Here is a 25,876-nt window from a genome sequence, read left to right as displayed (position 1 = left end):
TGGAGAAACGCATGACGCAACAAGACATGTTCAAACTCAAGCCCCTCTTGGCCATGCTGGCGGCCAGCTTCGCCCTGGCAGCCTGCTCGGTGGGGCCCGACTACGTGCGTCCGCAGATGGACATCGGCCCGGCCGTGTTCAAGGAAGGCCAGAACTGGAAGCCGGCCCAGCCGCGCGACCTGGCCGCCGATGGCAAGTGGTGGGAGATGTTCGGCGATCCGCAATTGAATGCGCTGGTGGCTCAGGTGGATATCTCCAACCAGAACCTGGCGCTGGCCGAAGCCAATTTCCGCAGCGCCGTGGCGCTGGTGCAAAGCTCGCGCTCGGCCTATTCGCCCACGCTGTCGGCCTCGGCCGATGCCTCGCGGGGGCGCTCTGGCTCGGCTGGCTCTTCTTCCGGCAGTTCCAGTTCGTCCAGCAGCAGTTCCAGCTCGGGCGTGCGCAATTCCTATACTTTCTCGCTGACGGCCTCGTGGGAAGCGGACATCTGGGGCAAGGTGCGGCGCGACGTCGAAGCCAGCCAGGCCAGCGCCCAGGCCAGTGCGGCCGATCTCGCCGCAGCGCGCCTGTCGGCCCAGGCGCAGCTGGCGCAGGATTACCTGCAACTGCGCGTGCTGGACGCCCAGCAGCAAGTGCTGGAAGACACGGTGCAGGCTTATCAGCGTTCGCTGCAGGTGACCCAGAATCAATACGCCGCCGGGCTGGTGGCCAAGTCCGATGTCATCCAGGCGCAGACCCAGCTGAAATCGGCCCAGGCTTCGGCGCTGGACAATGGCGTCACGCGCGCCCAGGTCGAGCACGCCATTGCGCTGCTGGTGGGCAAGACCCCGGCCGAATTCTCGCTGCCGCGCGCACCCTTGACGGCGGTGGCGCCCCCGGTGCCGCAGGGCCTGCCCTCGATGCTGCTGGAGCGCCGGCCTGACGTGGCCGCCGCCGAGCGCCGCGTGGCCTCGGCCAATGCCAAGATCGGCGTGGCCAAGGCGGCGTATTTCCCCAGCCTCACCTTGTCGGCCTCGGGTGGCTATCAAAGTTCGACCTTTGCCGACTGGTTCACGCTGCCGGGCCGCGTCTGGTCGCTGGGGCCGCAGCTGGCGCAGACCATCTTCGATGGCGGTGCGCGCGATGCCGCCACCGACCAGGCCATTGCCACCTATGACGGCACCGTGGCCACCTACAAACAGACCGTGCTGACCGCCTTCCAGGACGTGGAAGACAACCTGGCCGCACTGCGCATCCTGGAACAGGAAGCGGCCGTCCAGGGCGAGGCGCTGCAGGCGGCGCGCCAGGCGGTCACGCTGGTGCTCAATCAGTACAAGGCAGGCACGGTGAGCTACGTCAACGTCATCACGGCCCAGGCGACGGCGCTGTCGGCGGAGATCAGTGCCTTGAACATCCTCAATCGCCGCATGGCGGCCAGCGTGTTGCTGGCCAAGGCCTTGGGCGGCGGCTGGGATGGACATAGCCTGGACAACTTGGAGCCACTGCAGCAGCAGACTGCCGAGAAGGCCAAGGCGCTGAAAGAGAACGCGGCCCTGCGCTGAGTAGGTGGGCCGCCTGTGCGATGCCTGGCTCAGCCAGGTGCGCAGCTTTCGCCATCGATATGGAATCCTGCCGGGCATTGCGGGGCATCGAAGATGCCGACCCGACCGTTGCAGCCGAGCCGGTCCACGTTGGCCGGGCAATTGATCGGGGCGGCTGGCCTTGCTGCGGGGTGTTCGGAGGGTGCGGCTAGCGGGGCACCAGGTCTGGCCGAAGCGGGTTCGATCGACTTGGCATGCCGCATTTTCTGCGACACCGCCTTGGTCGTCGCGGGTGTGCCGGTATCAGCCCGCGTGACGGGGAGCGCTGGGGGCTTCTCATCGTTGGCGAACCATTTGTAGAACGGTAAAAACGCCAGCAGTGCCAGAATGGCCGCCAGGGCCAGCAATCTCAGCTTGCCACGGGTCGAGCGACCCTGGTGTACTGAGGTCGGGGAACGGGTCTCCTGGTCGGCATCCAGATGATCATCGTCGGCATCCTCCATGCCGCTCTTGCTAGCCATCTCGTCGATGCTGGCACAGCGTGTGAGGTTGGCGTCCAGTGCCAGTTTTCGAACGTCCTCCAGAGACCAGACGGAGCGGCGCACCCCGTTGAGCAATTTACCGATGTCGTTTTGTCCGATGATGGACACGTGCGGGTGTTTCCGCAGGGCCTCCGAAAATACCGAGCCAGCAGGGATGACTGGCGAGAACACTACGGCGCCGCGAGGGTAGGGGCTTTCACGCCGAAGCAATTTGTTCATGGCATCGCGCATGGCCCAGTTGTTCTCCCGAGCCTGGCCAAAGGCGTTTCTGCGGTCAATCTTCATGCCATTGCGATCGGTGGCTTGCCATTTGCCATTGACGTCGCCTTCTATGCGGTTTCTGTAGCCTTTCACCTCGATCTGCAGCGTTGTCGTTGCAGTAGCCACAAACAGGTCAATCTGTCTGTGACCCATCGTGAAGTTGCTGAAGATGATGGCATCTTCGCCGCGTAGCGAAAGCTGGCGAATCAACTCGGTGAGGACTGCTTTCTCCGAAGGATAGAGTCCGGCCTCGCCGCAAAATAATTCAATTCCACGCATGGTTCCCCCGTATGTCCAGTTGGCCTGGCGTCATGGTTTGTTTTCCGGCAAACAGGAGACGTAACTTATCTTTTTGGAATAACGTTTTATGTTTGCTGGAAAGTTAAGTTTTGCCCCGGATTTTAGCAAAGGAATGTTTGCTTGGTGGAAATGAATTGCTTCTGTGGCGAGGGATTACTGCTGCTTCAGCACCGCCGGCAGCGCACCGCGCAAGGCATTGCAGACCACGATCTCCTGTGCATCCAGCAGGTCGGCGCGGGTGATGACGGTTTCCACCGCATCCCATTGCGGATCGGCCAGCAGCACGCGCCGCATCACGCCCGGCAGGACGCCGCAGGCCAGCGGCGGCGTGCACCAGCGGCCGGCGATCTTGACGAAGACGTTGCTGCGGCCGCCTTCGGTCAGTTCATCGCGTTCATTGAAGAAGAGCAGATCGAAGCCGCCGCGTTGTTCGGCCGCTTGCCAGGCGGCGTCGTAGCGCGCGCGCTGGCTGCTCTTGTGGCGAAGGAAGAGATCGCTGCTGTCGGTGGCGGTGTCAGCCAGGAAGACCTTGACCGGGCCGGACAGCGCACTCAGCGGCGCATGCTGCACCGTGATGCCGCCCCGGGCATCGAGCGCCAGGCGCAGGCGGTAGGCGGTCTGGTCAGAAAGTTCAGTACAGGCTTGTGCGACCTTGTTCTGGATCGCCAGAATATCGAAGGGAAAGCCCAGCTGTGAAGCAGAATCCTTCAGCCGCTCCAGATGCAGCGCCAGATGGCGGCAGCCGGTGCGGCTGGCGTACATGGTTTCGAAGAGCGTGAAGCTTTGTGCCAAATCCGTGAGAAATCCTGACTTCAGCTGGCATTCCGCAAATTCGGAAGCGGCCTCGCTGTCGTAGACGATACCCGCGCCCACACCCATCACGCCGCTGCGCACGCCCTGTTGCGGGGCTTGCAGTTCCAGCGTGCGGATCGGCACCGAGAGGCAGAAGTCACCGATGGCATGGCCGCCCTCGCGCGGCGCCTCGAACCAGCCGATGGCGCCGGTATAGAGTCCACGCGGCTCAGTCTCCAGCTCGTGGATGATTTCCATGGTGCGGCGCTTGGGCGCCCCGGTGATCGAACCGCAGGGGTAGAGCGCATGGAGTGCATCGGCCAGCTTTGCATCCTCGCGCAGTCGGGCGCGGATGGTGGAGGTCATCTGCAGCACTTGTCCATAGCGGCGCACGTCGAACAGATGCGGCACCTGCACGGAACCTGGCACGGCCACACGGCCCAGGTCATTGCGCAGCAGGTCGACGATCATGAGGTTTTCGGCGCGGTTCTTTTCATCGGCGGCCAGTGCCAGGGCGCGCCGGGCGTTGAGCGTTTCCGCGCCTTCCTGCTGGGGCGGCACGGCACGCGCGGTGCCCTTCATGGGCTTGGCTTTGAGGATGCCCTGCTGGTGCGCCACGAACAGTTCCGGTGAACACGACAGCACCATGCCGCCCAGTGCATCCCTGACCAGCGCGCCATAGGGCACCGGCTGGCGCGCGCGCAGGCGGCGATACAGGGTGATGGCATCGCCAAGGACGTCGAAGTGCAGGCGATAGGTGTAGTTGACCTGGTAGGTGTCGCCAGCGGCGATGTAGTCGCGGATGCGGTGGATGGCCGCGCTGAAGGCGGCTTCATCGACGCTGCTGTGCAAGCGGGCGATCCCGGTCGTATCGGCCTGCGATTGCGCAGCCAGCCAGGCATCCACATCGGCAGCGGCCAGACGCTCGCAGCGGGCAAACAGCAGCACGCGTGCCAGCGGCCCGGGCAGCGGACGATGCGGCAAGCCTTGCAGCGCCGCGCCCAGTTCATAGCTCCACAGCGCCACCGCGTGATGGCCCTCGGCCAGGGCCGCCTGCATCTCGTCCAGCAAGACCGGGAAGGCCGCCGCCTCATGGCAGGCCAGGGTGCGCACGTGGCCGGTATAAAGGCGCGAGCGCGGTTCGGCCGGGCTGGCCTGGTGGTCGTCGAGGAGGGCGAAGCAGTCGTTCATGCGGGACAGGTGGATGGCAACGGCGGGCGGTGGGCAGGCAGGGCAGGGCGCTCATCCGGATCGGGGCGCCGCCGGCAGCATGATAGCGTAAAAGGTATACTTGAAGGCTTGCCGGGCGGCGCGCGATGCCGGTCATTCGCGCTGCATCCTGCCGTCGCATTTTCATCCATCACTCTTGCCGATGCCCATTCCACGCACCTTCATCATTCCCCTGATCGTCGCCTGTGCGCTGTTCATGGAACAGATGGATTCGACCGTCATCTCGACTTCCCTGCCCGCGCTGGCGCTGGACATGCACGTTGACCCGATTTCGCTGAAGCTGGCACTGACGTCTTACCTGGTCAGCCTGGCCGTCTTCATTCCCATCTCCGGCTGGATGGCCGACCGCTTCGGCTCGCTCACCATCTTCCGTACCGCCATCTGCGTCTTCATGCTGGGCTCCATCCTCTGCGGGATGTCCTCGACCTTGCCGGAATTCGTGGCCGCGCGCTTCCTGCAAGGCATCGGCGGGGCCATGATGGTGCCGGTCGGGCGCCTGGTGATCCTGCGCAGCGTGGAGAAGGTCAACCTGGTCAAGGCGCTGTCCTATCTGACCATTCCGGCCTTGTTCGGTCCGGTGCTGGGGCCGCCGCTGGGCGGCTTCATCACCACCTATTTCCACTGGCGCTGGATCTTCTTCATCAATATTCCCATCAGCATCCTGGGGCTCTATCTCGCCACGCGTTTCATTCCTGACCTCAAGGCCGAGCAGGTGGCACCGCTTGATCTCATGGGCTTCCTGCTCTCGGCCCTGGGCTGCTCGCTGCTGATGATGGGCCTGGCCACGGCGGGGCGGCATCTCATCTCGGGCGAGATTTCGCTGGCCTGCGTGGTGGCGGGCGTGCTGTTCCTGGGCGGCTACGTCTGGCATGCGCGCCGCGCCACCGCGCCCTTGATCGACCTGGCGCTGCTGAAGATCCCGACCTTGCGTGCCGGCGTCTTCGGCGGCTCGCTCTACCGCGTGGGCATCGGCGCCATTCCCTTCCTGCTGCCGCTGATGCTTCAGTTGGGCTTTGGCTATACGCCTTTCCATTCGGGCCTCTTGACCTGCGCCTCGGCGGCGGGGGCGATGTTCATGAAGACCATTGCCGCGCGCTTCCTGCGCCGCCACGGGTTCCGCCGGGTGCTGCTGGTCAATGGCGCGCTGGGCGTGCTGGGCCTGTGCGCCATCGGTGCCTTCACGCCGCAGACGCCGTATCTGGTGATGTTCATCGTCCTGCTCATCGGTGGCTGCTTCCGTTCGCTGCAGTTCACCAGCCTCAATGCGATTTCCTATGCCGACGTCGACAAGCTGCGCCTGAGCCAGGCCACCAGCATGGCCAGCGTGGCCCAGCAATTGTCCATCGGCATGGGCGTGGTGCTGGCCGGGTTTGCGCTGCAGATGTCCAATGAGATCCAGGGCCATGCCACGCTGGTGGCGCAGGACTTCTGGCCGGCCTTCCTGGTGGTGGGCGCGGTGGCCTCGCTGGCCCTGCTGATGCTGCGCCAGCTGCCGCCCAACGCCGGTGCCGAAATGGCCGGGCAGCAAGAGAACAAGCCCGCCTGACGCCAGGACGTCGGGCCAGGGCACAACGAGGAGAACCATGCAGCCCATGACGTACAAGTCCCTGTGGTTTCCACTGGGCGCGGTCCTGATCTGGGCCGGCAATACCGTCATCAGCAAGATGTCGGCCGGGGTCATCGCGCCGGAAGATATTTCCTTCTATCGCTGGGTGCTGGCCGCGCTGCTGATGTCGCCCTTCCTGGCGCGTCCGGCCTGGGCGGCGCGCGCGCAGATCCGCCCGCACCTGGGCAAGATCCTGGTGCTGGCGCTCCTCGGCATGGTGCTCTTCCAGAGCCTGGCGTATTTCGCTGCGGCCACGGCCTCGGCCACCAGCATGGGCATCATCGCTTCGCTGATGCCCTTGCTCACGCTGATATTGAGCATCAAGCTGCTTTCTGAGCCGCCCACGGTGGGCACGCTGGCTGGTGGCATTCTCTCGCTGGTCGGACTGGCGGTGCTTATCGGGCGCGGCCATCCGCTGGCGCTCTTTGACCAGGGCGTGGTCACGGGCGATGTACTCATGCTGCTGGCCACCATCGCCTATGGCCTGTATGGCGTCATGCTGCGGCGCTGGGCGCTGCCGCTGCGTACCTGGCAGCTGCTGTATATACAGGTGCTGATGGCGGTGCTGCTGCTCTTTCCGGGCTTCCTGCTGGGCCATCATTCGCCGATCACGCGTGATAACCTGCCGATCCTGCTCTATGCGGGCATTGCCGCGTCCATCCTGTCGCAGTTCCTGTGGATGCGTGGCGTGGCGCACCTGGGTGCGAGCCGCTGTGCCATTTTCGTGAACCTGATGCCGGTCTTCACGGTCATCATTGCGGTGGCGGCGCTGGGCGAGCCATTGCACGGCTATCACGCCATCGGCGGCATCATCACGCTGGCCGGCGTGATCATGGCCCAGGTCTTCAGGCAGCGCCTGCGCTGGCGCGTGCGTACCGGCTGATTCCACCAGATCCACAAGAACAGGAAAGAGACATGATCGACCCCGCCATGATCGTCAACTGCACGGTCTACAAGAAGGGCAAGAAACTGCGCGACATCAGCCTTGATGAGATCAGCGACGTGCTGGAAGAGGAGGGCACCTTCGTCTGGCTGGGCCTCTTGGAACCCAACGTCGAGCTGATGAACAAGATCAAGGAAGAATTCTGCCTGCACGAGCTGGCCGTGGAAGACGCCTATGCCGCGCACCAGCGCCCCAAGATCGAGGAATATGGCGACACCCTTTTCGTGGTGCTGCACACGGCCCAACTGGCCGGTGGCGAAGTGCTGTTCGGCGAGACCCACATCCTGACCGGCCCGCGCTTCGTGGTCACGGTGCGGCATGGTGCCTCGCGCAGCTATGCCAAGGTGCGCGAGCATTGCGAGATGCTGCCCGAGCGCCTGGTGCGCGGGCCCAGCTTCGTGCTGTATTCCATCATGGACTTCGTGGTGGACAACTACCGCCCCATCATGGACGACCTCGAAGCCAAGTTCAGCCAGTACGAGGAACAGCTCTTCAACCCCGGTGCCTTGAGCGGCAAGGCCTATCTGCAGGAGCTGTACCAGTTGAAGCGCCAGCTGATCCGCCTGCGTTCGGCGGCTACGCCGCTGCTGGACGTCTGTACGCAATTGCTGCGCTTCCATGAAGGGCTCATCACCAAGGACGGCAAGGCCTACTTCCGCGACATCTATGACCACGTGGTGCGCTTCATCGATACCGGCGACCGCCTGCGTGAAATGGTGGAGTCGGCCGTGCAGATCAACCTGGCCCAGGTCACCATCCACCAGAACGAGATCGTCCAGACCTTGGCCGGCTGGGGTGCCATCCTGGCCATCCCGACCATGATCTTCAGCCTCTACGGCATGAACTTCGCGCACATGCCGGGGCTGTCGTGGGAGTGGAGTTTCCCGCTGGTGCTGGGCGGTATCGTCACCGCCTGCACCTTGCTGTGGCGGCGGCTGCGCAAGGCGGGGTGGCTCTAGCCAGCCACTGTACTTTCCCTCATTTGTAAGGAAAACCGGCGGGTGCGGCAATATGTCGCACCCGCCGGCTCGTTTGCGCCCTTACACTGCGCACGCCTTGATAAGGAGTGTGCATTGCGCCGCCAAACGTTGAACTCGCGTTCTGGATGCGATGCATTTCTCTTGATAATTGCAACAGTGTTGCATAAAATCCGGCGCTGACCGCCATGACGGTCATTCGATAGCGGCAAGGCAGCCACGCACCCAGCCGTCATACAACAACATCACAAGGGAAAAAATGAAAATGACCGCACTGCGGGCGGCCGTGCTGGGCGCGCTTGCCATGGGCCAGGGCCAGCCACTGGCTTGGGGCGCCGATACCACCACCGCTGCCGATACCGGCCTGGGCCAGATCGTCGTCACCGGCGCTGGCGAGCGCCAGCAATACCGCCAGAGCACCACCTCCAGCGCCACCCGCACCGAAACCCCCTTGCAGGAACTGCCGCAGTCGGTGCAGGTGGTCTCGCGCCAGCTGATGGACGACCTGGGTGCTACGCGCCTGGATGACGTCCTTCTCTATGTCAGCGGCGTGGCCAAGCAAAACAATTTCGGCGGGCTGTGGGACAACTATTCGATCCGCGGTTTTTCCGGCAGCGAGAATGGTGGCATGAACATCCTCTGGAACGGCTTCGCTTCCAATCGCGGCTATGCGCCCCCGCGCGACACCGCCAACGTGGAAAGCATCGATTTCCTCAAGGGCCCGGCGGCTGCGCTCTACGGCAACAGCGAGCCGGGCGGCACCATCAACGTGGTCACCAAGAAACCGCAGTTCAAGAGCGCCAACAGCCTGGACCTGTCAGTGGACAGCCGTGGCAGCTACCGCAGCGCGGTGGACTCCACCGGTGCGCTCAACAGCGAGGTGGCGTACCGCCTCAATGCGGCCTTTGAACACAAGAACAGCTTCCGCGACAACGTGAGCAGCGACCGTGAATTCCTGGCGCCGGCCTTCACCTGGGTGCTCAGCGACAGCACCGTGCTGAACTACGAAGGCGAATACCTGCGCCAGAAGGCGCCGCTGGATCGCGGCATCGTGGCCGTCAACGGCAATCTCGGCGTACTGCCGGTCTCGCGCTTCCTGGGCGAACCGCGCGATGGCGACATCAAGATGCAGAACACCAATCACCTGCTGACACTGGAGCATCGCCTCGACGAGAACTGGCACCTGCGCACTGGCCTGTTCCACAAGGATGGCACGCTGGATGGCTACTCCACCGAAGCCTCGGCCCTGCAGGCCGACAACACCACGCTGCGCCGCCAGCGCCGCTACCGCGATTACAGCTGGCACGATACCTCGCTGCAGGCCGAACTGGGCGGCAAGCTGCAGACTGGTGGCATCCAGCATGAGGTGCTGGTCGGGACCGAGGTGGACTGGTTGACGCTGGATCAGCGCATGCTGCGCGTGAATCCGACCGCTGCGTCTCCTTACGCCGTCAACATCTACGACCCGGTCTACGGCCAGGCGCAGCCCACGTTGGCTGCCAATACCGATACCAGCGAACGCCAGATCAGCACCGCCCTCTATCTGCAGGATCAGCTCAGCCTGAGCGAACGGTGGAAGCTGCTGGCCGGCATTCGTGCCGATGGCTTCCGGTCCACCTTGAACAACTGGCGCACCGGCGCCACCACGCGCCAGGACAAGAGCGCCTACTCCCCGCGTCTGGGCCTGACTTACCTGTTCACGCCGTCGTGGTCGGCCTATGCCAGCGCAAGCAAATCCTTCCGTCCCAACAGCGGCAGCGACGCCAGCGGCAATGCCTTCAGCCCCGAGACCTCGCGTGCGGCCGAAGTGGGCCTGAAGTTCCAGAGCGAAGACCAGCGCAGCGGCGCCACCCTGGCCGTGTTCGACATCACCAAGCAGAACGTGCTGACCACCGACCCGGCCAATACATCCTTCTCGATTGCTGCCGGAGAAGTGCGCAGCAAGGGGGTGGAGCTCGATGCCAATGCACGCCTGGGCCATCACTGGCGCCTGACAGGCAACCTGGCCTACACCGATGCCTACGTCAGCAAGGACAACACCCTGGCCGTCGGTTCGCGGCTCATCAACGTGCCACGTGTATCGGGAAGTGTACTGGCAGTGTTTGAAGATGCGTCCGCAACTGGCTCGCCCTACGGTATCGGTGGTGGCCTGAACTATGTGGGCGAGCGTACCGGTGACCAGGCCGGCAGTTTCAAGTTGCCCGGCTACGTGACCGCACGTGCGCTGGCTTACTGGCAGTTCACGCCCAAGATGAAGTTGTCGCTGGATGTGAACAATTTCTTCAACAAGCGCTACTACAGCAGTTCCTACAGCACGGTGTGGATCATGCCGGGCGAGGAACGCACTGCCACGCTGGCGCTCAACGTCAAGTTCTGAAGGAGCTTTCCTTGGCCGCTTCTCCCCCTGCGCCACGCCGGCGCGCCTTGCTGGCCCTGCTGGCGGCCGCTCCCTGGCCGCTGGCCCGGGCGCATGGCGACGATTCCGACGCCCATGCGCACGCCATCACCCGCGCTGGGAGCGATGTCCTGACCGTGGTCGGGCCATGGGAACTGACCGGGCTGGACCCTTCACGCGCAGGCTACATGTTCACCCGCATGGAAGTCACGCAGACCCTGCTGGAGGTGGACGATGCCGGCCAGTTGCAGCCGGGCCTGGCCACTGCCTGGGCGGTCAGCGGCGATGGACTGCAGTGGCGCTTCGCCTTGCCGGCAGCACGCCGCTACCACGATGGGAGCGAGGTCTCGCCCGGGAGCATTCTGGCCTGCCTGCAGCGCGCCGCTGTCCGGCCAGGTGTACTGCAACTGGCAGGGATCAGGGACATGACTGTACAGGGAAGTGAGCTGGTACTGTCTTTGCGCCAGCCCTTCGGTCCGCTGCCTTACTTGCTGACGCATTACTCCACGCAGATCCTGGCCCCGGCCAGTTTTGATGCGCAGGGCAAGGTGGTGGCCATCATCGGCAGCGGGCCGTTGCGCATCCGGTCCATCAGCCTGCCGCAGCAGTTCGATGTCGAGCGGGTAGAGACCGGGCCTGGCAGGGCGGTGCAGCGGGCGCGCTACATCAGTGTCTCTCGTGCGGAAACGCGTACGCTGCTGGTCCAGAGCGGCCAGGCCGATTTGGCCTTCTCGCTCGATCCGCCCAGCATCCGCGCCCTGCAGGACAGTCCGCGCGCCGTCCTGCTATCGGCCATGCTGCCGCGCACGACCATTCTCAAGCTCAACTCTGGTCATCCTTTCCTGGCTGATGTGCGGGTACGGCGCGCCATTGCGCTGTGCATCGAGCGCGCGGGGATTGCGCGCGCCCTGTTGCGCGACCCTGACCTGGGCGCGACGCAGCTGTTGCCGCCTTCGCTGGCGCGCTGGCATGACCGCCGCCTGGCGCCACTGCATACCGATCTCAAGCAGGCCCGCCGCCTGCTGGAAGAAGCCGGCTGGCGCCAGAGCGCCGATGGCACGCGCTGGCAGGGTGGCCAGCAGTTGCAACTGAGCCTGACCACTTTCGTCGACCGTCCCGAACTGCCCCTCATCGCCACGGCCCTGCAGGAAGAAATGCGCCAGATCGGCATGGCCGTGCGCGTCATCATCGGCAACTCCAGCGACATTCCGGCCGGCCATCGCAGCGGCCAGTTGCAGATGGCGCTGGCCGCGCGCAACTATGGCAACCTGCCCGATCCGGTGGCCAGCCTCTTGCAGGACTTCGGTCCGCAAGGCGGCGACTGGGGCGCCATGGGCTGGCGCAATGAGGAAGTGCCAGCCTTGCTGGCACGGCTGGCGGCCATTCCTGCCACCGCCGCTGGCCAGGACGAACGCGGCCGCGCCGAGCGCGAACGCATCGTGGCGATATTGCAGGAACAGTTGCCGGTGATCCCGGTGGTCTGGTATCGCCAGACCTGTGCGGTGAGCCGCCGCCTGCGTGGCGCCAGCATCGATCCTTTTGAACGCAGTTACCGGATAGCTTCCCTGCAATGGACCTGACCCGACTCCTGCCGCTGCCACCGGCCACGCGCCGGCAACTGGCCGCCGCCCTCAGCCAGCGCCTGCTGCAAGCCGCCCTGGTGGCGCTGCTGGTCGGCACGCTCTGCTTCTTCATGACGCGCCTGCTGCCGGGTGATATGGCCTATCGCATCGCAGCCGGCCGCTATGGCTACGACATGGTGAGCACCGAAGCGGCTCAGGCCGTTCGCGCCGAACTGGGCCTGGACCAGCCCTGGTACATGGCCCTCGCCCAATGGTGGAGCTGCCTGCTGCATCTGGACCTGGGTGTGTCGCAGGTCACGGCGCTGCCGGTGCTGGTGGAAATCCGTCATCAGCTGGGCCCTACGCTGCGCCTGTCCTGGCTGGCGCTGGCCTTGTCCTTGCTGATCGGCCCGACGCTGGGCGTGCTGGCCGGCCTGCATCCCGGTGGCTGGGTTGATCGCGCCACGCTGGCGCTGTCGGTGCTGCTGCGGGCCTTGCCGTCTTTCCTGCTGGGGCTGGTCCTGGTGCTGCTGTTTTCGGTGCAGCTCGGGGCCTTGCCGGCGGCCGGTCACGGTGACCATGGCGGCATCCTGTTGCCGGCGCTGACCCTGGCGCTGGGGCTGGCGGCGGTCTCCTGCCGGGTGGCGCGCGATGCCATGGTGCAGGTGCGCGGCACCGCGTATTTCGCCTTCGCCCTGACCAAGGGCCTCACCCCCGCGCAGGCCCTGCTGCGCCATGGCGTGCGCAACGTGGCCGCGCCGGTGACGGCTTATCTGGGCGTGCAACTGGTGATGCTGGTGGAGGGGGTGGTGCTGGTCGAGACCATCTTCGCCTGGCCCGGCATCGGCCATGCGCTGGTGCATGCCATCTTCGGGCGCGACGTGCCGATGATCCAGGGCACGGCGCTGGTGCTGGGGCTGTTGTTCGTTCTCTTCAACGCGCTGGTCGATGCGGCCTGCGCCTTCATTGATCCACGCCGCCGACCATGAGCCTGTCCTCTTCCGATTACCTGGCTGAACCGGCTGTCTCACGCTGGACACCGGCGCAGGCTGTGGGCCTGTTGCTGCTGGTATTGATCGTCCTGTTCGCCTGGCTGGGCCCGCTGTGGATCGATGCCGATCCGGCCCGCCAGCAACTGGCCCGCTTTCTCGAAGCGCCCAGCCTGGCGCACCCGCTGGGCTATGACCAGTTGGGCCGCAACATGCTGGCGCGGCTGGCGCATGGCACGCGCCTGTCGTTGTCACTTGCGCTGGTGAGCGTGCTCTCGGCCGCCATTCCGGGTGTCGTGATCGGCTTGCTGGCCGCCTGGTGCGGCGGCTGGGTCGAGCGCGTGCTGGCGGCCCTGGCCGATGCGGTACTGGCCTTGCCGGGCCTGCTGCTGGTGCTGTTGCTGGCGGCCTTTGCACCGGGCGGTTTCTGGCCGCTCTATGTGGGTATCTCGCTGGCCTTGTGGGTGGAGTATTTCCGTGTGGTGCGCGCTGCCAGCCGCATCCTGCTGGCTAGTGCCCAGGTGGAGGCGTCGCGGCTACTGGGCTTCGGCCCGCTCTACATCGTGCGCTGCCACCTGCTGCCGGCGCTCTTGCCGCGCCTGTTCACACTGATGCGCTTCGGCCTGGCGGGGGCGGTGCTGGCGATGTCGGCGCTGGGTTTCGTCGGCGTCGGCCTGCAGCCGCCCACGCCGGAACTGGGCGTGATGATGATCGAACTGCTGCCTTACTACCGCGAGGCGCCCTGGCTGGTCGGCGCGCCCGTGCTGGTGCTGTTCGTCACCCTGCTGGCCTTGCTGCTGCTGTCGCCGGGCAAGGAGCCTGCATGAATACAGCATCTTGCGTAGCGGCGCTGCAGGTCGAGAACCTGGCTGTATTCCATGGCCAGCAAGTCCTGGTGCAGGACGTTCATTTTTCCATTCCCGCTGGTGGCGTCCTCACGCTGCTGGGTGAAAGCGGCTCCGGCAAATCCCTGCTGGCCCAGGCCATCATGGGCAATCTGCCGGCCGGCTTGCGTTGTAGCGGGCGTATCGGCATTGCCGGCGAGGTGAGCGACGCCGCCGATGCCGCCAGCCGCCAGCGCGGCTGGGGCCGGCGCATCGCGCTGCTGCCGCAGGAGCCCTGGCTGGCGCTGGATCCGACCATGACGGTGCTGCGCCAGGTGGCCGAGACCTACGAACTGGTCAGCCATCCTGCTGCCGATGGCCAGAACGACAGCTTGCGCGCGGCCCGCAGCGGTGCCCGCCTGCTGGCGCAGAAGGCATTGGCCAGTCTTGGGCTGCAAGGCGCAGCCAGGCACTATCCCTTCATGATCTCCGGTGGCATGGCCCAGCGCGTGGCGTTTCTGGCCACGCATGCGGCCGGTGCTCCGCTGTTGATCATCGATGAACCCACCAAGGGGCTCGATGCCGATCGCCGCAGCGAGGTGCTGGCCTTGTTGCAGGCCGCCCGGCAGCAGGGCATGAGCCTGCTGTGCATCACCCACGACGTGTGGCTGGCGCGCGCTCTCGGTGGGGAGCTGGCAGTGATGCAGGAGGGGCGCATGGTGGAGCGGGGGCAGGCCGATGCACTGCTGTCTCATCCGCAGCATGCCTATACGTGCCGTCTGCTGAAGGCGGACCCGGCCTGCTGGACGCAGCCGGTAGTGCCGCTGGCGGCCACACCGCGCACCGTGGTGGCCGAACTCAGCGGAGTGGCCAAGTCCTTCGGCCAGCAGCAGTTGTTCAGCGGCTTGAATGCCCGCATCCATGCCGGCGAGATCGTGGCCATCAGCGGCGCCAGCGGGGCCGGCAAGACCACTCTGGGCAACATCGTGCTGGGCCTGTTGCGGCCCGATGCGGGACAGGTCACGCGTGCGGCCGGTCTTGCGCGCACGGCCTTTCAGAAGATCTATCAGGACCCGGCAGCAGCCTTCGCGCCCACCCTGTCGCTGCGCCAGTCGCTGAACGATCTGGTGCGCCTGCATGGGCTGGACTGGCGGCGCCTGGACGATCTGCTGGCACGCATGCGCGTCTGGCCCACGTTGCTGGATCGCCGGCCCGGGCAGGTCTCGGGCGGCGAGCTGCAGCGCATCGCGCTGGCGCGCGTGCTGCTCATGCGTCCGGCTCTCATCTTTGCGGATGAACCGACCTCGCGCCTGGATCCGCTGACCCAGCAGGAAGTCATGGCGCTGTTGGTCGAAGAGGCCCGGCAAGCGGGCAGCGCGGTGCTGCTGGTGACGCATGATGCCGATATCGTCCGTTGCGTGGCGGACCGGCGTTTGCCCCTGGGGCAGCTGGAGGAGCCCGCCTGAGGATGGCGGTGTCCGGTTGCCGCTGGCGGTTCAGGCGTCGTCTTGTGTGCCGTCCCCAGGGCTGGAAGGCGAGGGCGAAGCGGGCATCTGGCTGCTCAGCAGCACGGTGGTCCATTTCCCCTGCGCCGAGCTGGCACCCTCCGGCAAGAGCATGTACGACAGGCTACGCAGGCCGCAATACTGCTCCAGGTAATCGCGCGCATGCGCCATGCGATCGCGCAGCTGCGCGATGCTGTCCGCGCCCCCGGGCTGTACGGGCAGGAATTCGAAGATCACTTCCGGATGCAGGAATTCGGTGAGGTGCAGGATGACCTGTTCGGTGTCGGCGGCGTCGGTGCTGAATTCGTGGTGGGCTGGCGTCTGTTCTTCGCGCAGCTGGTAGCGGATCAGGCAGCGCATCGTTCACCTCAGGCTCGGGTAATCGGAGATCACCGCCAGGCGCGGGTAGTCATGCTGGATGGCCTGGTCCCGGCCTTGCGCCTTGGCACGGTAGAGGGCGGCGTCGGCGGTGTCGATCAGTTCGCGGGCCTCCACCTGTCCACCCTTGCCACTGGCCAGGCTGGCGGCACCCACACTGATTGTGACGTGGCCCACCGAGCTGCCTTCATGCGGGATCTGTAGTGCCCGCACGGCCTGCACCAGGCGGTTCGAAATGGCGGCCGCGCTGGCGGCGTTGCAGTTGGGCAGGATCAGCGCAAATTCCTCGCCGCCGTAGCGCGCCACGATGTCGCCCTGGCGGCGTGCCACACTGTTCAAGGCCGTGGCGACCTGCCTCAGGCAGACGTCGCCGGCAGCATGTCCATAGGTATCGTTGTAGCGCTTGAAGTGATCCACATCCACCATGATCAGCGAGAGCGACTCGCCCGAGCGGTTCAGGCGCACCAGCTCGGCCGTGAGGGCCGCGTCGAAATAGCGGCGGTTGAAGACGTCGGTCAGGCCATCCTTCTGCGACTGGGCTTCCAGCGTGCGATAGAGACGCTCCAGTTCGGTACGGGCGGTGATGGCTTCGAGCTCGGCATTTTCCCTCCCGGCCACCTGGGCCACCAGGCGATTGCCGCCGTAGCCGATGATGGTGAGCAACAGCAGCACGGCGATGCCACGGATCCAGACGCGCCGGGTCCAGTCTTCCAGCACGTCATCCTTGGCCAGCGCCACCGCCACGAACAAGGGGTACAGACTGCAATGCTGGAAGCTGGTCAGGCGCACGATGTCGTCGCGCGGGGAGCGCAGCTCGAAACTGCCTTGTTCGGCCTGGCTGAGGTATTTCGTCAGCAGTACCGACTTGGAGATATCCAGCCCGATCGAATAGCTCAGCAGCGGCTGGCGGTAGATCACGGTGCCTTCGTTGAGGCCAAACAGGATGGCACCGTCGCGGCCGATGGCGAACTGTTCGTAGTAGCGCTGGAAGTGGTTCAGGTCGATATCGGCCACCACCACCCCGGCAAAGCTGCCGTCGGCATGGTTCACGCGCCGGCTCATGGTCACTACCCATTGGCCGTTGATACGGCTGCGCATGGGCTTGCCGATGTAGGCGCGGTCGGTCCGCACGCGCTGGTGGTGCAGGAAATAATCATCCTGGATGTAGCGGTGTTCCAGGGCGGCTTGCGAGGTGCCGATGGCCAGGCCGGTTTCGTCATACACCATCAGACTGGCCAGTTGCGGGACGGCGGCCACCGATCCCTCCATGAAATCATGGGTACGTTGGCGCCCGGCCACGCCGGGGCCGTCATATTCCATGTGCTCCTGGATTCCCCGCAGCACCACGTCGACTTCCTTGAAGGTCTGGTCGGCATGCTGGGTCAATGCCAGCGCCATGTTGGAGGCATTGCGGATGGCTTCGTCGGCGGCCACCTCGTAGGCACGCCAGGCTGACCATGCCTCCAGCACTACGATGATGAGGCAGACCACCACCACGAACAGCTTGGCTGTCCGCGATGCGCGCTGGATTCTGTGTTCTGGCATGTCGTCGCTTTCCCCCGAAACGGCTTTCCCCCGCGCCATTGTTGTGAAACTTGTCGGGCGCGTCTATCAGGGATGTCCTGAACTTGTATGAAGATTAACAGATTCCTCCATGTCAGTGGCAAGCCTTGTGGACCAGCAAGGCCTGCTGGTCCACAGCTTTTCAGTCGTAACGCCGGCTGAACTGGATGTTCAAGCCATTGATGGTGCCCGCCCGCGCCACCACCGCCCAGCGTCGCGAGATCTGCCAGGTGGCCTTGGCCACGCTGGCCGCGCCTTGCAGGCTCTGCTCGTAGCCCAGCGTGATCTTCTCGGTGATGGCCTTGCCCAGGTTGACCACCTGGTCGTCGGTCAGCCCCGATTCGCTGGAACCGATGCTGAACTGGTCCAGCCCGAAGTCCTTGGCAATGCGCTTGCCGCCCATATTGCCCACCAGCGCCAGGGCCTGGCTGCTGGCGGTACGCTGGCCGATGCTGGAACTGTCCGTGCCGTGGCCGAACATCATCCAGGACAGCTTTTCATCGTCCGGCACGGTCGGTTCGGAGACCAGCTGCACCCGTGGCTGGTTGGCGTTGCCGGTGACCGAGACCCCGGCTTCGACGTCCTGGTTGCGGCGCATGGCCAGGATGTTGATGTTGGGGGTGGCGATGGGGCCCTGGAAGTTGATGATGCCGCGTTCGATATTGAGTTTTGTACCAAAAGCTTCATAACTGCCCTCGGCCACGTTGATGGTGCCGGTGGCGCGCAACGGCAGGAGCGGTTCGCTGCGAACGTTCATATCGCCCTGCAAGCGCACATCCGCGCCGCTGCCATGGAAGCGGAAATTGTTGCCCAGGTCGACCGCCAGGTTGATGATGGGCGCGAACTTGCTGGCCGGTTTTTCGGTGGCCGCTTCCAGCTTCTCTTGCGAGGACGCTGCCGCACCCACGCGGTTCCTGCCGCTGCGGCTGACGATGACCACATCCTCGCCCAGCTTGGGGGCGCTGCTCTTGGGCAGGTCGAACAGGGCGCGGTCCACGGTGAACTTGCCATCCACGTGCAACTGCTCGTTGACGTTGCTGATCTTGCCTGTGCCGGAGAGCATCAACTGGCGGTCCGGCGTGGCGAACAGTTCCAGATGGTCGGCCGTGAGGGTGGCATTGAGGTCGGGGTTGTCCGCGCCCAGCTGGATCTTGCCGCCCGCGCGCAGGGTGCCGCTGCCACCGTGGAATTCGATCTTGCGCAGATCGATCACGTTGCTGTCCATGACGATGCGTACGGTGCCGTCCTTCAACTGGATACCCTGGTCGAATTCGGTCACGGCCAGGCTGTCGCCATTGATGGCGCCCGACAGCCGCGGCTGGGCCAGGGTGCCACCGGCGCTGAGGGTGGCCGCCAGCTTGCCGCTGAGGCTTACTTGCGGACCGATCAGGTCACCCACGCGCTTGAGTGCGGGGATGTCGAGGCTGGCCTTCAGACTCAGGGGCGACTCGGCATTGAGCGCCAGCAAGGCATCCACACGGCGCAGGCCGATCTCGCCGCCCAGGTCCAGGGTGCCGATGCGCGCGGCGTTGAGGCGCCCGGTCACGTTCATGCGTTCGCCCTGGAACTGGCTGCGCAGCTGCAGTTCGGACAGCCCCAGCGCGGCTTCGCCCACGCTGGTGGTGACCCGCACGTCGCCCGACTTGCGTGCCACCTGCAGGTAGCCGCTGGCGGTCTCGCCCAAGGTGAAGTCCCAGTCGCTGTCCAGCACCAGGTCGGTCTTGACCGGTGGCGGCGTGCCGGTGAATTGCTGCACCAGTTCCAGCACCCGGCCCACCTCCAGCGCGCGCACCTGGCCGGCTGAGGCCAGCCGGCCCTGGCGGTAGGACAGGCGCTTGAGATCGAGGGCAGTGCGGTCGATCTCGATGCGGGTACTGCCCGCTTCGATGCCGTCGGCCGAGGCATCGAGCATGAGCGGGCTGGCCATGGCGATGCGTGGCAAGCCCTGGTTGCTGAACTGGTCGAGGCTGCCGGCCCAGCCGTAATGGCCTTTGGTCTTTTCGGTGACCTTGCCGTGGGCGGCCAGGTTCAGGTCCAGCACCTGACCGGCCAGCTTGCCCTTGGCTTGCAGGGCCAACGTGTGGCTGGCATAGGTGCCGTCCAGCTTGACCACCAGGCGGGCCAGCTCGGCTTGCGGGCCGCTGTAGCCATCGCCATCCAGCGTCAGGGCCAGGCGGTTGTCGGGCGAGGCCACGCCCGCAGCCAGGTTGCTGTGCAACTCGCTCTGGCCGGACAGGTGATGCAGCTTGTGCGGGCCGAAGGCCAGTTGCTCGGCCTGGAAGCTGGCCAGCAGGTTGGGGCGTTCGCGCGTGCCGCTGAGGATGCCGTCCACGCGCAGCAGGCCCGCCAATCCATAGCCCAGCCTGGCCAGTTGCGGTGCATCGACCTTGAGCTTGAGCTTGTCGCGTGCGCTGCCGAAGCTGCCGTCGAGATCCACCATATTGCCGGCGATCTGCACGTTGGCGCGGCTGGGCAAGAGCCGCAGGCCGGCCAGGTTGATGTCACCCTGGCCGCTCATGGGCAGGGCACCATAGCTGCTGTCATGGATGCGGAAACCGAGCTTGAGCCTGAGCTCGGGAGAGAGCGCACCGGCTGCGTCGAAATCCATATTGATGCGCGCGGCCACCGGCGTGGAGGTGGCCTTGTTCGCGCCGCTCTTGCGGCCCTTGCTTGCGGGCGCGGGGTTCACCGCCTGCAGTACGGCGGTCGGATCGAAATCGACCAGCCGGCCTTTGATGGCATAGTCCATGGCCCCGGCGGTCTGCAGCGTGCCGGAGGTTTCCAGGCGCGATTTGCCTGCGGTGAGCGAGGCTTCGCGCAGTTGTACGCGGTCCGCGCCGATGAGGCTGTCCACGTGCAGTTTCAGGGTACTGTCCTGCAGGGTCAGCAGGACTTGCTGGGTATCGGGTGCCAGGGTCAGTTCCACCGGACCCGACAGCCGGGTCGGACGCACCTGGCGATGCACCTGGCTCAAGTCCAGATCGCTCACGCGCAGCTTGAACCGGCCAGCCAGCGGCTCTTCCTTGCCGGGCTCGGTACTGCCGGGGCGGAACTGGCCGCTGCCGTCGATGCGCGCCTGATGCGGCAGGCGGATCTCCAGCCGCGAGAGGGTTTGCTGCTGCAGGTCCAGCTGCAGGTCGGCACTGGCCGAGAGCAGTGGCAGCAGTTGCTGGTCCAGGTTGCCGGGGCGGGCATTGTCGAGTTCGATGCGACCGGCCACCTGCAGTGGTGCATCGGCGGCCAGACCGGCAGGCGGGGCGAGGTCGGCGCGCAGGGTCAGGTCGGCGGCCGGGGCGGCGGCGTTGAAGGCTTGCGGATTGATGTGCTGCAGGTCGATTCGCGCGCGCTTGAGCGGCACGCTGGCAAAGGGCGTGGCCAGGATGTCGGCGTTACCCTTGAGCTTGTCGCCGCCGGCAGTCAGGGCGATGCCCAGCTCCTGCAGCGAACCCGACAATTGCGCAGCCAGCTGGTATTGCTCCTTGTTCTGGCCCTGCTGATAGCTGCCTGCCAGTTCCAGACCGCCGCCGATGGCGAAGGGCTGCTTGCCGTTCAGATGCAGCAGGGCGGTGGCGTCGCCATAAGGCGTGGTCAGGCTGTCGAGCACCAGGGTGTGTTGCACGCCGTCGGAGTTGCCGTGCAATTTGAGCCGCGAGAGTTCGGTGGTGGAGGTGCCCTGCGTCAGGCTCAGGCTGGCTATGCTGATCTCGTTGATCTGCAGCGCCAGCGGGATCTCCAGCGAGGCCGGCAGGCTGCTCGGTTCGGACGGCGAAGGCTGCTGGTTCAGCCGCACCTTGCCCACGCGCAGATGGTCGATGCTGAACTGGCGGCGCAGCAGCGCCAGGTGCCAGCGGGCGTCGATGCTGTCGATGTCGAGGATGCGCTTTTCATCCTGGTAATGCAGGTCGCGCAGGCGCAGGCCGTCGGCTACGGTGCCGCCCAGCAGTTGGCCGGAGAGCTTGCCGTCCAGGGTCTTGATGGCAGTATTCCAGAGCAGGCGGGCGCCGCTTTCGGTATGGGTGGCGTAGAGGGCGGTGCCGGCAGCGGCCAGCACCAGCACGGCCACGGTCGCGCCGCTCCAGGCGGCGATGTGCCTGGCGTGGCGGCGCGGTGGCGGGGCCGAAGGGGGCTGCTGTTGATCGGTGTGCAGGTCGCTCATGCTTGGTGGTGATTCGGATTCAGGTCAACGAGAGGCTGGCGGGCGTGCATGACTTGCTAGAAGGCGATGCCCAGCGAAATGTGCGGCCGGATCTGGTGCTTCTGGATGCCATAGGCCAGGTCCAGGTTGAGCGTGCCCACCGGACTGCGCCAGCGCGCCCCGCTGCCCACGCCGTGATAGAAGGTCTTGTTGCTCCAGTTGTCGGCGGCGGCACCGACGTCGTAGAACACCGCTGCGCCCCAGTTTTCGCTGAACCAGCGCTGGTATTCGGAACTGCCCACGGCCAGGTACTTGGTCGGGTAGACGGTGCCATTCTGCTCGTTGCCGATGCTCTGGTAGCTGTAGCCGCGCACCGAATCATTGCCGCCGGTGCGAAACAGCAGCGAGGGCGGCACCGCACCGGCGCTGCCGGCCGTGAAGACCCCGCCCAGTTCGGCCCGCAGCACCACGACGTCGCGCTTGCCGACCGGTACGAACTGCTTGAAGCGGCCATACAGGCGCGAGAAGGTCTGGTCGGTCAGCAATCCCTTGAGGGCGAATCCCGCTTCCAGGGTCAGCAGATTGCCCCGGCGCGGGAAGATCGGATCATCCACATTGCGGCGCGACCAGGCAAAACCCGGCACCAGTGCACGGTGCTTGCCGGGCGTGACGATGGTGTCGGCAGGCAGGGTGGCGCCGTTTTCCTGGCTCAGTTCATCGCGGTAATAGGTCAGCGAATAGGTGGTGTCGTAGTTCTCGCTGTTGCGCGCGCGCTTGAATCCGACCTGCTGGCTGCGCAGGTCGACGCCTTCGAGCTTGGTGCGGTCGTAGGTGGTGTTGAGGCTGTTGACGAAGGCTTTGTCATCCGGCGGCATGGCCAGCGACAGCACGCCATACTGGCGTTTCTGCTCCAGCCGCAACTGGCTGTCGAAGACGTAGGCCTTGTCGAACACGTTGTAATGCGAATAGCGGCCCTCGACCTGGGCGCCGGTGTCGGTGCTGTAACCGACGCCGGCACGGATGCGCTGGGCCGGAAACTCGGTGACCTGCACCTTTACCGGGGTCTGGTCGGGATGCTCGGGATCATCATCGATGGCCACGATGGCATTGGAAAAATAAGACGTGTTCTGGATCTGCCGCTGCAGCGCCAGCAGGCGATTGACGTCATAGGGCTCGCCGACCACGAGCGGATTGACGTTGCGGATGATGGATTCGGGATAGCGCCGGGTCCCGGTGATTTGCAGCGGTCCCAACGTGAAGGCCGGACCGCTGTCATAGCGTACGGCCAGGTCGGCCTGGTGTTCATCCGGATCGACGCGCGCCTCGGAACTGGCGATGCGGGCGGCGGCATATTTCTTTTGCTGCAGCTTGTCCAGGCCGGCATTCTTTGCGCGGTTCCAGTCTTCCTGGCGGAAGGGCTGTCCCACCGGCAGCGACCAGTCCGCACGCAGGCGCTCTATGGTCGCCTGGTCCTCGCGCGCAGCCACGCCCGTTACGCTGATATCGGTGGAACTGATCTCGGTGCGCGGGCCGGGGTCCACGCTGATGGTGATGTGGCGCAGCGCCTCCTTGCCGTCGGCAGCCACGCCGTCCTGCTCGCTGACCTTGGTGACGGGCGTGAAATAGCCCTCGGTGGAGGTCAGTTCGCGCACCTGGTCGCCGGCGGTATCCATCATGAACTTGAGCTGTTCATCGCTGATGTCGTCACGATCCTGGTAGCGCGAGATATCGAGGAAATCCTTGAGCAGCGACTGCACCGGCTTGGGGGCGTCGATCTGCACCTTGTAGGCGGCATGGGCGGTGTCGGCGGCGCACCAGAGGAAGGCGATGGCCAGGCTGCGGGTCCAAGTCATTGATTCACTGCATCATCGGTTGTCGGTTGAGGCGGCCGCCCTGACGCGCCGCGCGGCAAGTCGGGTAGGATGAGGGCTGGCGGCGCACGCTACCCAGGCCTGACCCGCGCGCGGCGTGGATAGTTCCTGGCCGGGGCCGGCGGCGGGCGGTTCATTTCCGGGTCGTCCCGGGTGTCGTCCTGCGACATTTGTTCGGCGCCCCGCCACTTGCGTCATGGCGTCATGGAGAGCCCAACGGGCACTCCACCCTGTTCATCCCGCTATTGTAATGCCCCGGCACCGTCTGCCGGGCGGCAGACTATCGAAGGAGATTCATGTGAGCAGTACCAGCAGTGTGAGTACGGAAACCTATTCTGAAAAAGCCACCTGCGAGCGCCTGTTGTGGGTGCATCGCTGGACCGACAAGCTGTTGAGCTTTCGCACCACGCGCCCGGCCGGTTATCGCTTCACCGCCGGCCAGTTTGCCCGCCTGGGGCTGGAGATCGGCGGCGAGGTCGTCTCGCGTGCCTATTCGATCACTTCCGCAGAAGGTGACGACTACCTGGAGTACTACGCCATCATCGTTCCTGAAGGAAAGTTCACATCAGCCCTGAACCAGCTCCAGCCGGGCGATTCCGTCTGGGTGGAAAAGCTCAGTTATGGCTTCATGACCGCCGACCGTTTCAGCGATGGCCAGCAGTTGTGGATGCTGGCCACCGGCACCGGGCTGGGGCCTTACGTCTCCATCCTGCAGCAGCCCGAGGTGTGGCAACGCTTCGCCGACCTGATCGTGGTACACGGCGTGCGCCAGCGTGAGGAGCTGGCCTATGCCGAGACCTTCGCCCGCCTGCAGCAGCAGGCCAGTGAGCAGGGCTGGCCGGCGCGCCTGCATCTGCTGCGCTGCGTGACGCGCGAGCCTGATCTGCCGGCCGAGCCTGGCTGGCTGGCCGGACGCATCACGACCCTGCTCAAGGAGGGTGTGCTGGAGCAGGCGGCCGGTCTGAGCCTGAGCCCGGAACACAGCCGTGTCATGGCCTGCGGCAATCCGGACATGGTGACCGAGGTGCGCGAGCTGCTGCGCGAACGCGGTATGACTCCCTTGCGACGCACCGGTGGCGGACAGTTCGTGACCGAGGATTATTGGTGAGGATGGTGGCGCCGACAGCGCAGATGAGGGAGCCAGCGAGAAATTCGAGGGAACTTCGCAGGATATCGAACTATAGTGCAAATAATTTTCTGATATCTGCACTAAAAGCTGTGGACCAAATATTTTCTATTGACACCTCGAATTAATTCGAAATTTTGGCGGTAAAACGCAGTTTTCTTTCTATTTTCTCCAGATTTTCTCTATCTCCTAGGGATGGAAGTTTTCGCGATGCCGTTGCGGCATCGCCCGAGACGGGGAGCCGACATCGATGCAGACAAATCGGGGGCCGAAAGCCGAGGCAAACCATAGGGAGCAGGATCCGGGCCATGAAGTTGCGGAGTCGCCACCTGTCAGTCAATTGAACCATTTGGGGGTAGCATGAATTTGAAGAAAGTCCTGCACGTTGCCATTGCCGATGATCATCCCATCGTGCTGGGTGCGCTCAGGGGTGAGCTGGCGCGCCTGCCGGAAATCCGTATCGACCTTGAGGTCGAGAATGGCGAGGCCTTGATCAGTGCGCTCAAGCGCGCGCCCTGCGAGATCGTCATCACCGACTTCGCCATGCCGGCCGATGACAGCGACGAGTCAGATGGTTTCGCGCTGGTCAAGCGGCTCAAGACCGAGCATCCCTCCACCAAGGTGATCGTCTATACCGCCATGAACAATGGCGCCGTGATCCGCCGCCTGTACCGCATGGGTGTCTTCGCCGTCATCAACAAGCGCGAAAAGACCGATGAGCTGATCAATGCCTGCCTGGCCACGCAGAGCAGCAAGCAGCTGTACTTCCCGGTATCGCTGCGGGGCGAGCTGGAGATGAGCTGGGCGCAAGGTGAAGGTTTCGGCCTGGTGCGCGAGCTGACCCAGAGCGAGCTGGAGGTGGTGCGCCTGTTCGTGGAGGGACAGACCCTGGGGGAAATCTGCGAGCGCCTCTCCCGCACGCCCAGCACCATCAGCACCCACAAGAACAATGCCATGCGCAAGCTGGGCTTGAGTACGGATGCGGAGTTGATCAAGTATGCGTATTCGACCGGGATGATCAACTGAGCGGCCTGTCCCCGGCGCCGCGAAAGAGGGGCCGGGGCGGCTGTATGCTGAAGCTTCAGGAGGATTTGGAGCTGTAGATGTACGGGGCACCAAAACAAAAAGCCCGGTCACCAGGACCGGGCTTTTTGTTTGAATCTTTGGGGTGGCTGATGGGACTCGAACCCACGACGACAGGAATCACAATCCTGGACTCTACCAACTGAGCTACAGCCACCGTCGACTGTCAGACAGACTTGCGTCCGTCATCAAGTAAGCAAAAGATTATACAAACACTTGAGGGGAATGGCAACATAAATTCAATGCAAATTGGCAATTCCCCTGAAATTTCTTT

17 protein-coding genes and 1 tRNA gene are annotated in these 25,876 nt (G+C 64.8%); 11 read left to right on the top strand and 7 right to left on the bottom strand.

What is annotated here, in order from left to right; all coding sequences use genetic code 11:
- The first annotated feature begins 11 nt into the window (after window positions 1-11).
- The gene (locus tag ACVC5H_RS17880; RefSeq protein WP_489619123.1) at window positions 12-1,541 is read left to right on the top strand and encodes an efflux transporter outer membrane subunit; all 1,530 of its coding nucleotides are present in this window, start codon (window positions 12-14) and stop codon (window positions 1,539-1,541) included.
- A gap of 29 nt (window positions 1,542-1,570) precedes the next feature.
- On the opposite strand, the gene ACVC5H_RS17875 is transcribed toward ACVC5H_RS17880, so the two are convergent.
- Together ACVC5H_RS17875 and ACVC5H_RS17870 are read right to left on the bottom strand one after the other, a co-directional pair.
- Complete coding sequence (locus ACVC5H_RS17875; protein WP_489619122.1) at window positions 1,571-2,602, bottom strand: nuclease-related domain-containing protein; 1,032 nt, start codon at window positions 2,600-2,602, stop codon at window positions 1,571-1,573.
- A 174-nt stretch (window positions 2,603-2,776) separates the two neighbouring features.
- Complete coding sequence (locus ACVC5H_RS17870; protein WP_489619121.1) at window positions 2,777-4,606, bottom strand: chorismate-binding protein; 1,830 nt, start codon at window positions 4,604-4,606, stop codon at window positions 2,777-2,779.
- 181 nt (window positions 4,607-4,787) lie between these two features.
- Here ACVC5H_RS17870 and ACVC5H_RS17865 point away from each other — a divergent pair, with 181 nt between their 5' ends.
- The 8 genes from ACVC5H_RS17865 (at window position 4,788) to ACVC5H_RS17830 (ending at window position 15,407) form a co-directional block, all read left to right on the top strand.
- A complete protein-coding gene (locus ACVC5H_RS17865) occupies window positions 4,788-6,191 on the top strand; it encodes an MFS transporter (protein ID WP_489619120.1) in 1,404 nt (467 codons plus the stop codon).
- Window positions 6,192-6,237: 46 nt separating this feature from the next.
- Window positions 6,238-7,134: a DMT family transporter gene (locus tag ACVC5H_RS17860; protein ID WP_489622722.1), complete on the top strand. Its 897-nt coding sequence runs from the start codon at window positions 6,238-6,240 to the stop codon at window positions 7,132-7,134.
- Window positions 7,135-7,166: 32 nt separating this feature from the next.
- Window positions 7,167-8,153 (top strand): magnesium and cobalt transport protein CorA, encoded by a 987-nt coding sequence (locus ACVC5H_RS17855; RefSeq protein ID WP_489619119.1) that lies wholly within the window; start codon window positions 7,167-7,169, stop codon window positions 8,151-8,153.
- 277 nt (window positions 8,154-8,430) lie between these two features.
- On the top strand, window positions 8,431-10,548 hold the full coding sequence (locus ACVC5H_RS17850) for a TonB-dependent siderophore receptor (RefSeq protein WP_489619118.1): 2,118 nt from the start codon (window positions 8,431-8,433) through the stop codon (window positions 10,546-10,548).
- Window positions 10,549-10,559: 11 nt separating this feature from the next.
- Window positions 10,560-12,146, top strand: coding sequence for an ABC transporter substrate-binding protein (locus tag ACVC5H_RS17845; protein ID WP_489619117.1), 1,587 nt, complete (start codon window positions 10,560-10,562; stop codon window positions 12,144-12,146).
- On the top strand, window positions 12,137-13,117 hold the full coding sequence (locus ACVC5H_RS17840) for an ABC transporter permease (protein ID WP_489619116.1): 981 nt from the start codon (window positions 12,137-12,139) through the stop codon (window positions 13,115-13,117). The genes ACVC5H_RS17845 and ACVC5H_RS17840 overlap by 10 nt, the downstream gene beginning before the upstream one ends.
- Window positions 13,114-13,944, top strand: a complete 831-nt coding sequence (locus ACVC5H_RS17835) for an ABC transporter permease (RefSeq protein WP_489619115.1) — start codon at window positions 13,114-13,116, stop codon at window positions 13,942-13,944. Before ACVC5H_RS17840 ends, ACVC5H_RS17835 begins: the two co-directional genes overlap by 4 nt.
- Entirely contained in the window at window positions 13,941-15,407 is a 1,467-nt protein-coding gene (locus tag ACVC5H_RS17830; protein WP_489619114.1) for an ABC transporter ATP-binding protein, read from the top strand. The genes ACVC5H_RS17835 and ACVC5H_RS17830 overlap by 4 nt, the downstream gene beginning before the upstream one ends.
- Window positions 15,408-15,437: 30 nt before the next feature.
- On the opposite strand, the gene ACVC5H_RS17825 is transcribed toward ACVC5H_RS17830, so the two are convergent.
- The 4 genes from ACVC5H_RS17825 to ACVC5H_RS17810 form a co-directional block, all read right to left on the bottom strand.
- On the bottom strand, window positions 15,438-15,806 hold the full coding sequence (locus ACVC5H_RS17825; RefSeq protein WP_489619113.1) for a hypothetical protein: 369 nt from the start codon (window positions 15,804-15,806) through the stop codon (window positions 15,438-15,440).
- Between the two features lie 3 nt (window positions 15,807-15,809).
- The gene (locus ACVC5H_RS17820) at window positions 15,810-17,369 is read right to left on the bottom strand and encodes a sensor domain-containing diguanylate cyclase (RefSeq protein WP_489619112.1); all 1,560 of its coding nucleotides are present in this window, start codon (window positions 17,367-17,369) and stop codon (window positions 15,810-15,812) included.
- Window positions 17,370-17,529: 160 nt separating this feature from the next.
- A complete protein-coding gene (locus ACVC5H_RS17815; RefSeq protein WP_489619111.1) occupies window positions 17,530-21,543 on the bottom strand; it encodes a translocation/assembly module TamB domain-containing protein in 4,014 nt (1,337 codons plus the stop codon).
- A 56-nt stretch (window positions 21,544-21,599) separates the two neighbouring features.
- The gene (locus tag ACVC5H_RS17810; protein ID WP_489619110.1) at window positions 21,600-23,375 is read right to left on the bottom strand and encodes an autotransporter assembly complex protein TamA; all 1,776 of its coding nucleotides are present in this window, start codon (window positions 23,373-23,375) and stop codon (window positions 21,600-21,602) included.
- A gap of 316 nt (window positions 23,376-23,691) precedes the next feature.
- Between ACVC5H_RS17810 and ACVC5H_RS17805 the strand changes: the two genes are divergently transcribed.
- Both ACVC5H_RS17805 and ACVC5H_RS17800 read left to right on the top strand, forming a co-directional pair.
- Window positions 23,692-24,501, top strand: a complete 810-nt coding sequence (locus tag ACVC5H_RS17805; protein WP_489619109.1) for a ferredoxin--NADP reductase — start codon at window positions 23,692-23,694, stop codon at window positions 24,499-24,501.
- A 378-nt stretch (window positions 24,502-24,879) separates the two neighbouring features.
- Entirely contained in the window at window positions 24,880-25,545 is a 666-nt protein-coding gene (locus ACVC5H_RS17800; RefSeq protein WP_338718765.1) for a response regulator, read from the top strand.
- Window positions 25,546-25,683: 138 nt separating this feature from the next.
- Here the strand turns inward: ACVC5H_RS17800 and ACVC5H_RS17795 are convergent.
- Window positions 25,684-25,759 (bottom strand) — tRNA-His (locus ACVC5H_RS17795).
- Window positions 25,760-25,876 lie beyond the last annotated feature (117 nt).

It is taken from the genome of Herbaspirillum sp. Her3 (assembly GCF_057961275.1).
The sequence above is the reverse complement of the archived record's forward strand: the minus strand, read 5'-3'. Positions and strand labels throughout refer to the sequence as shown.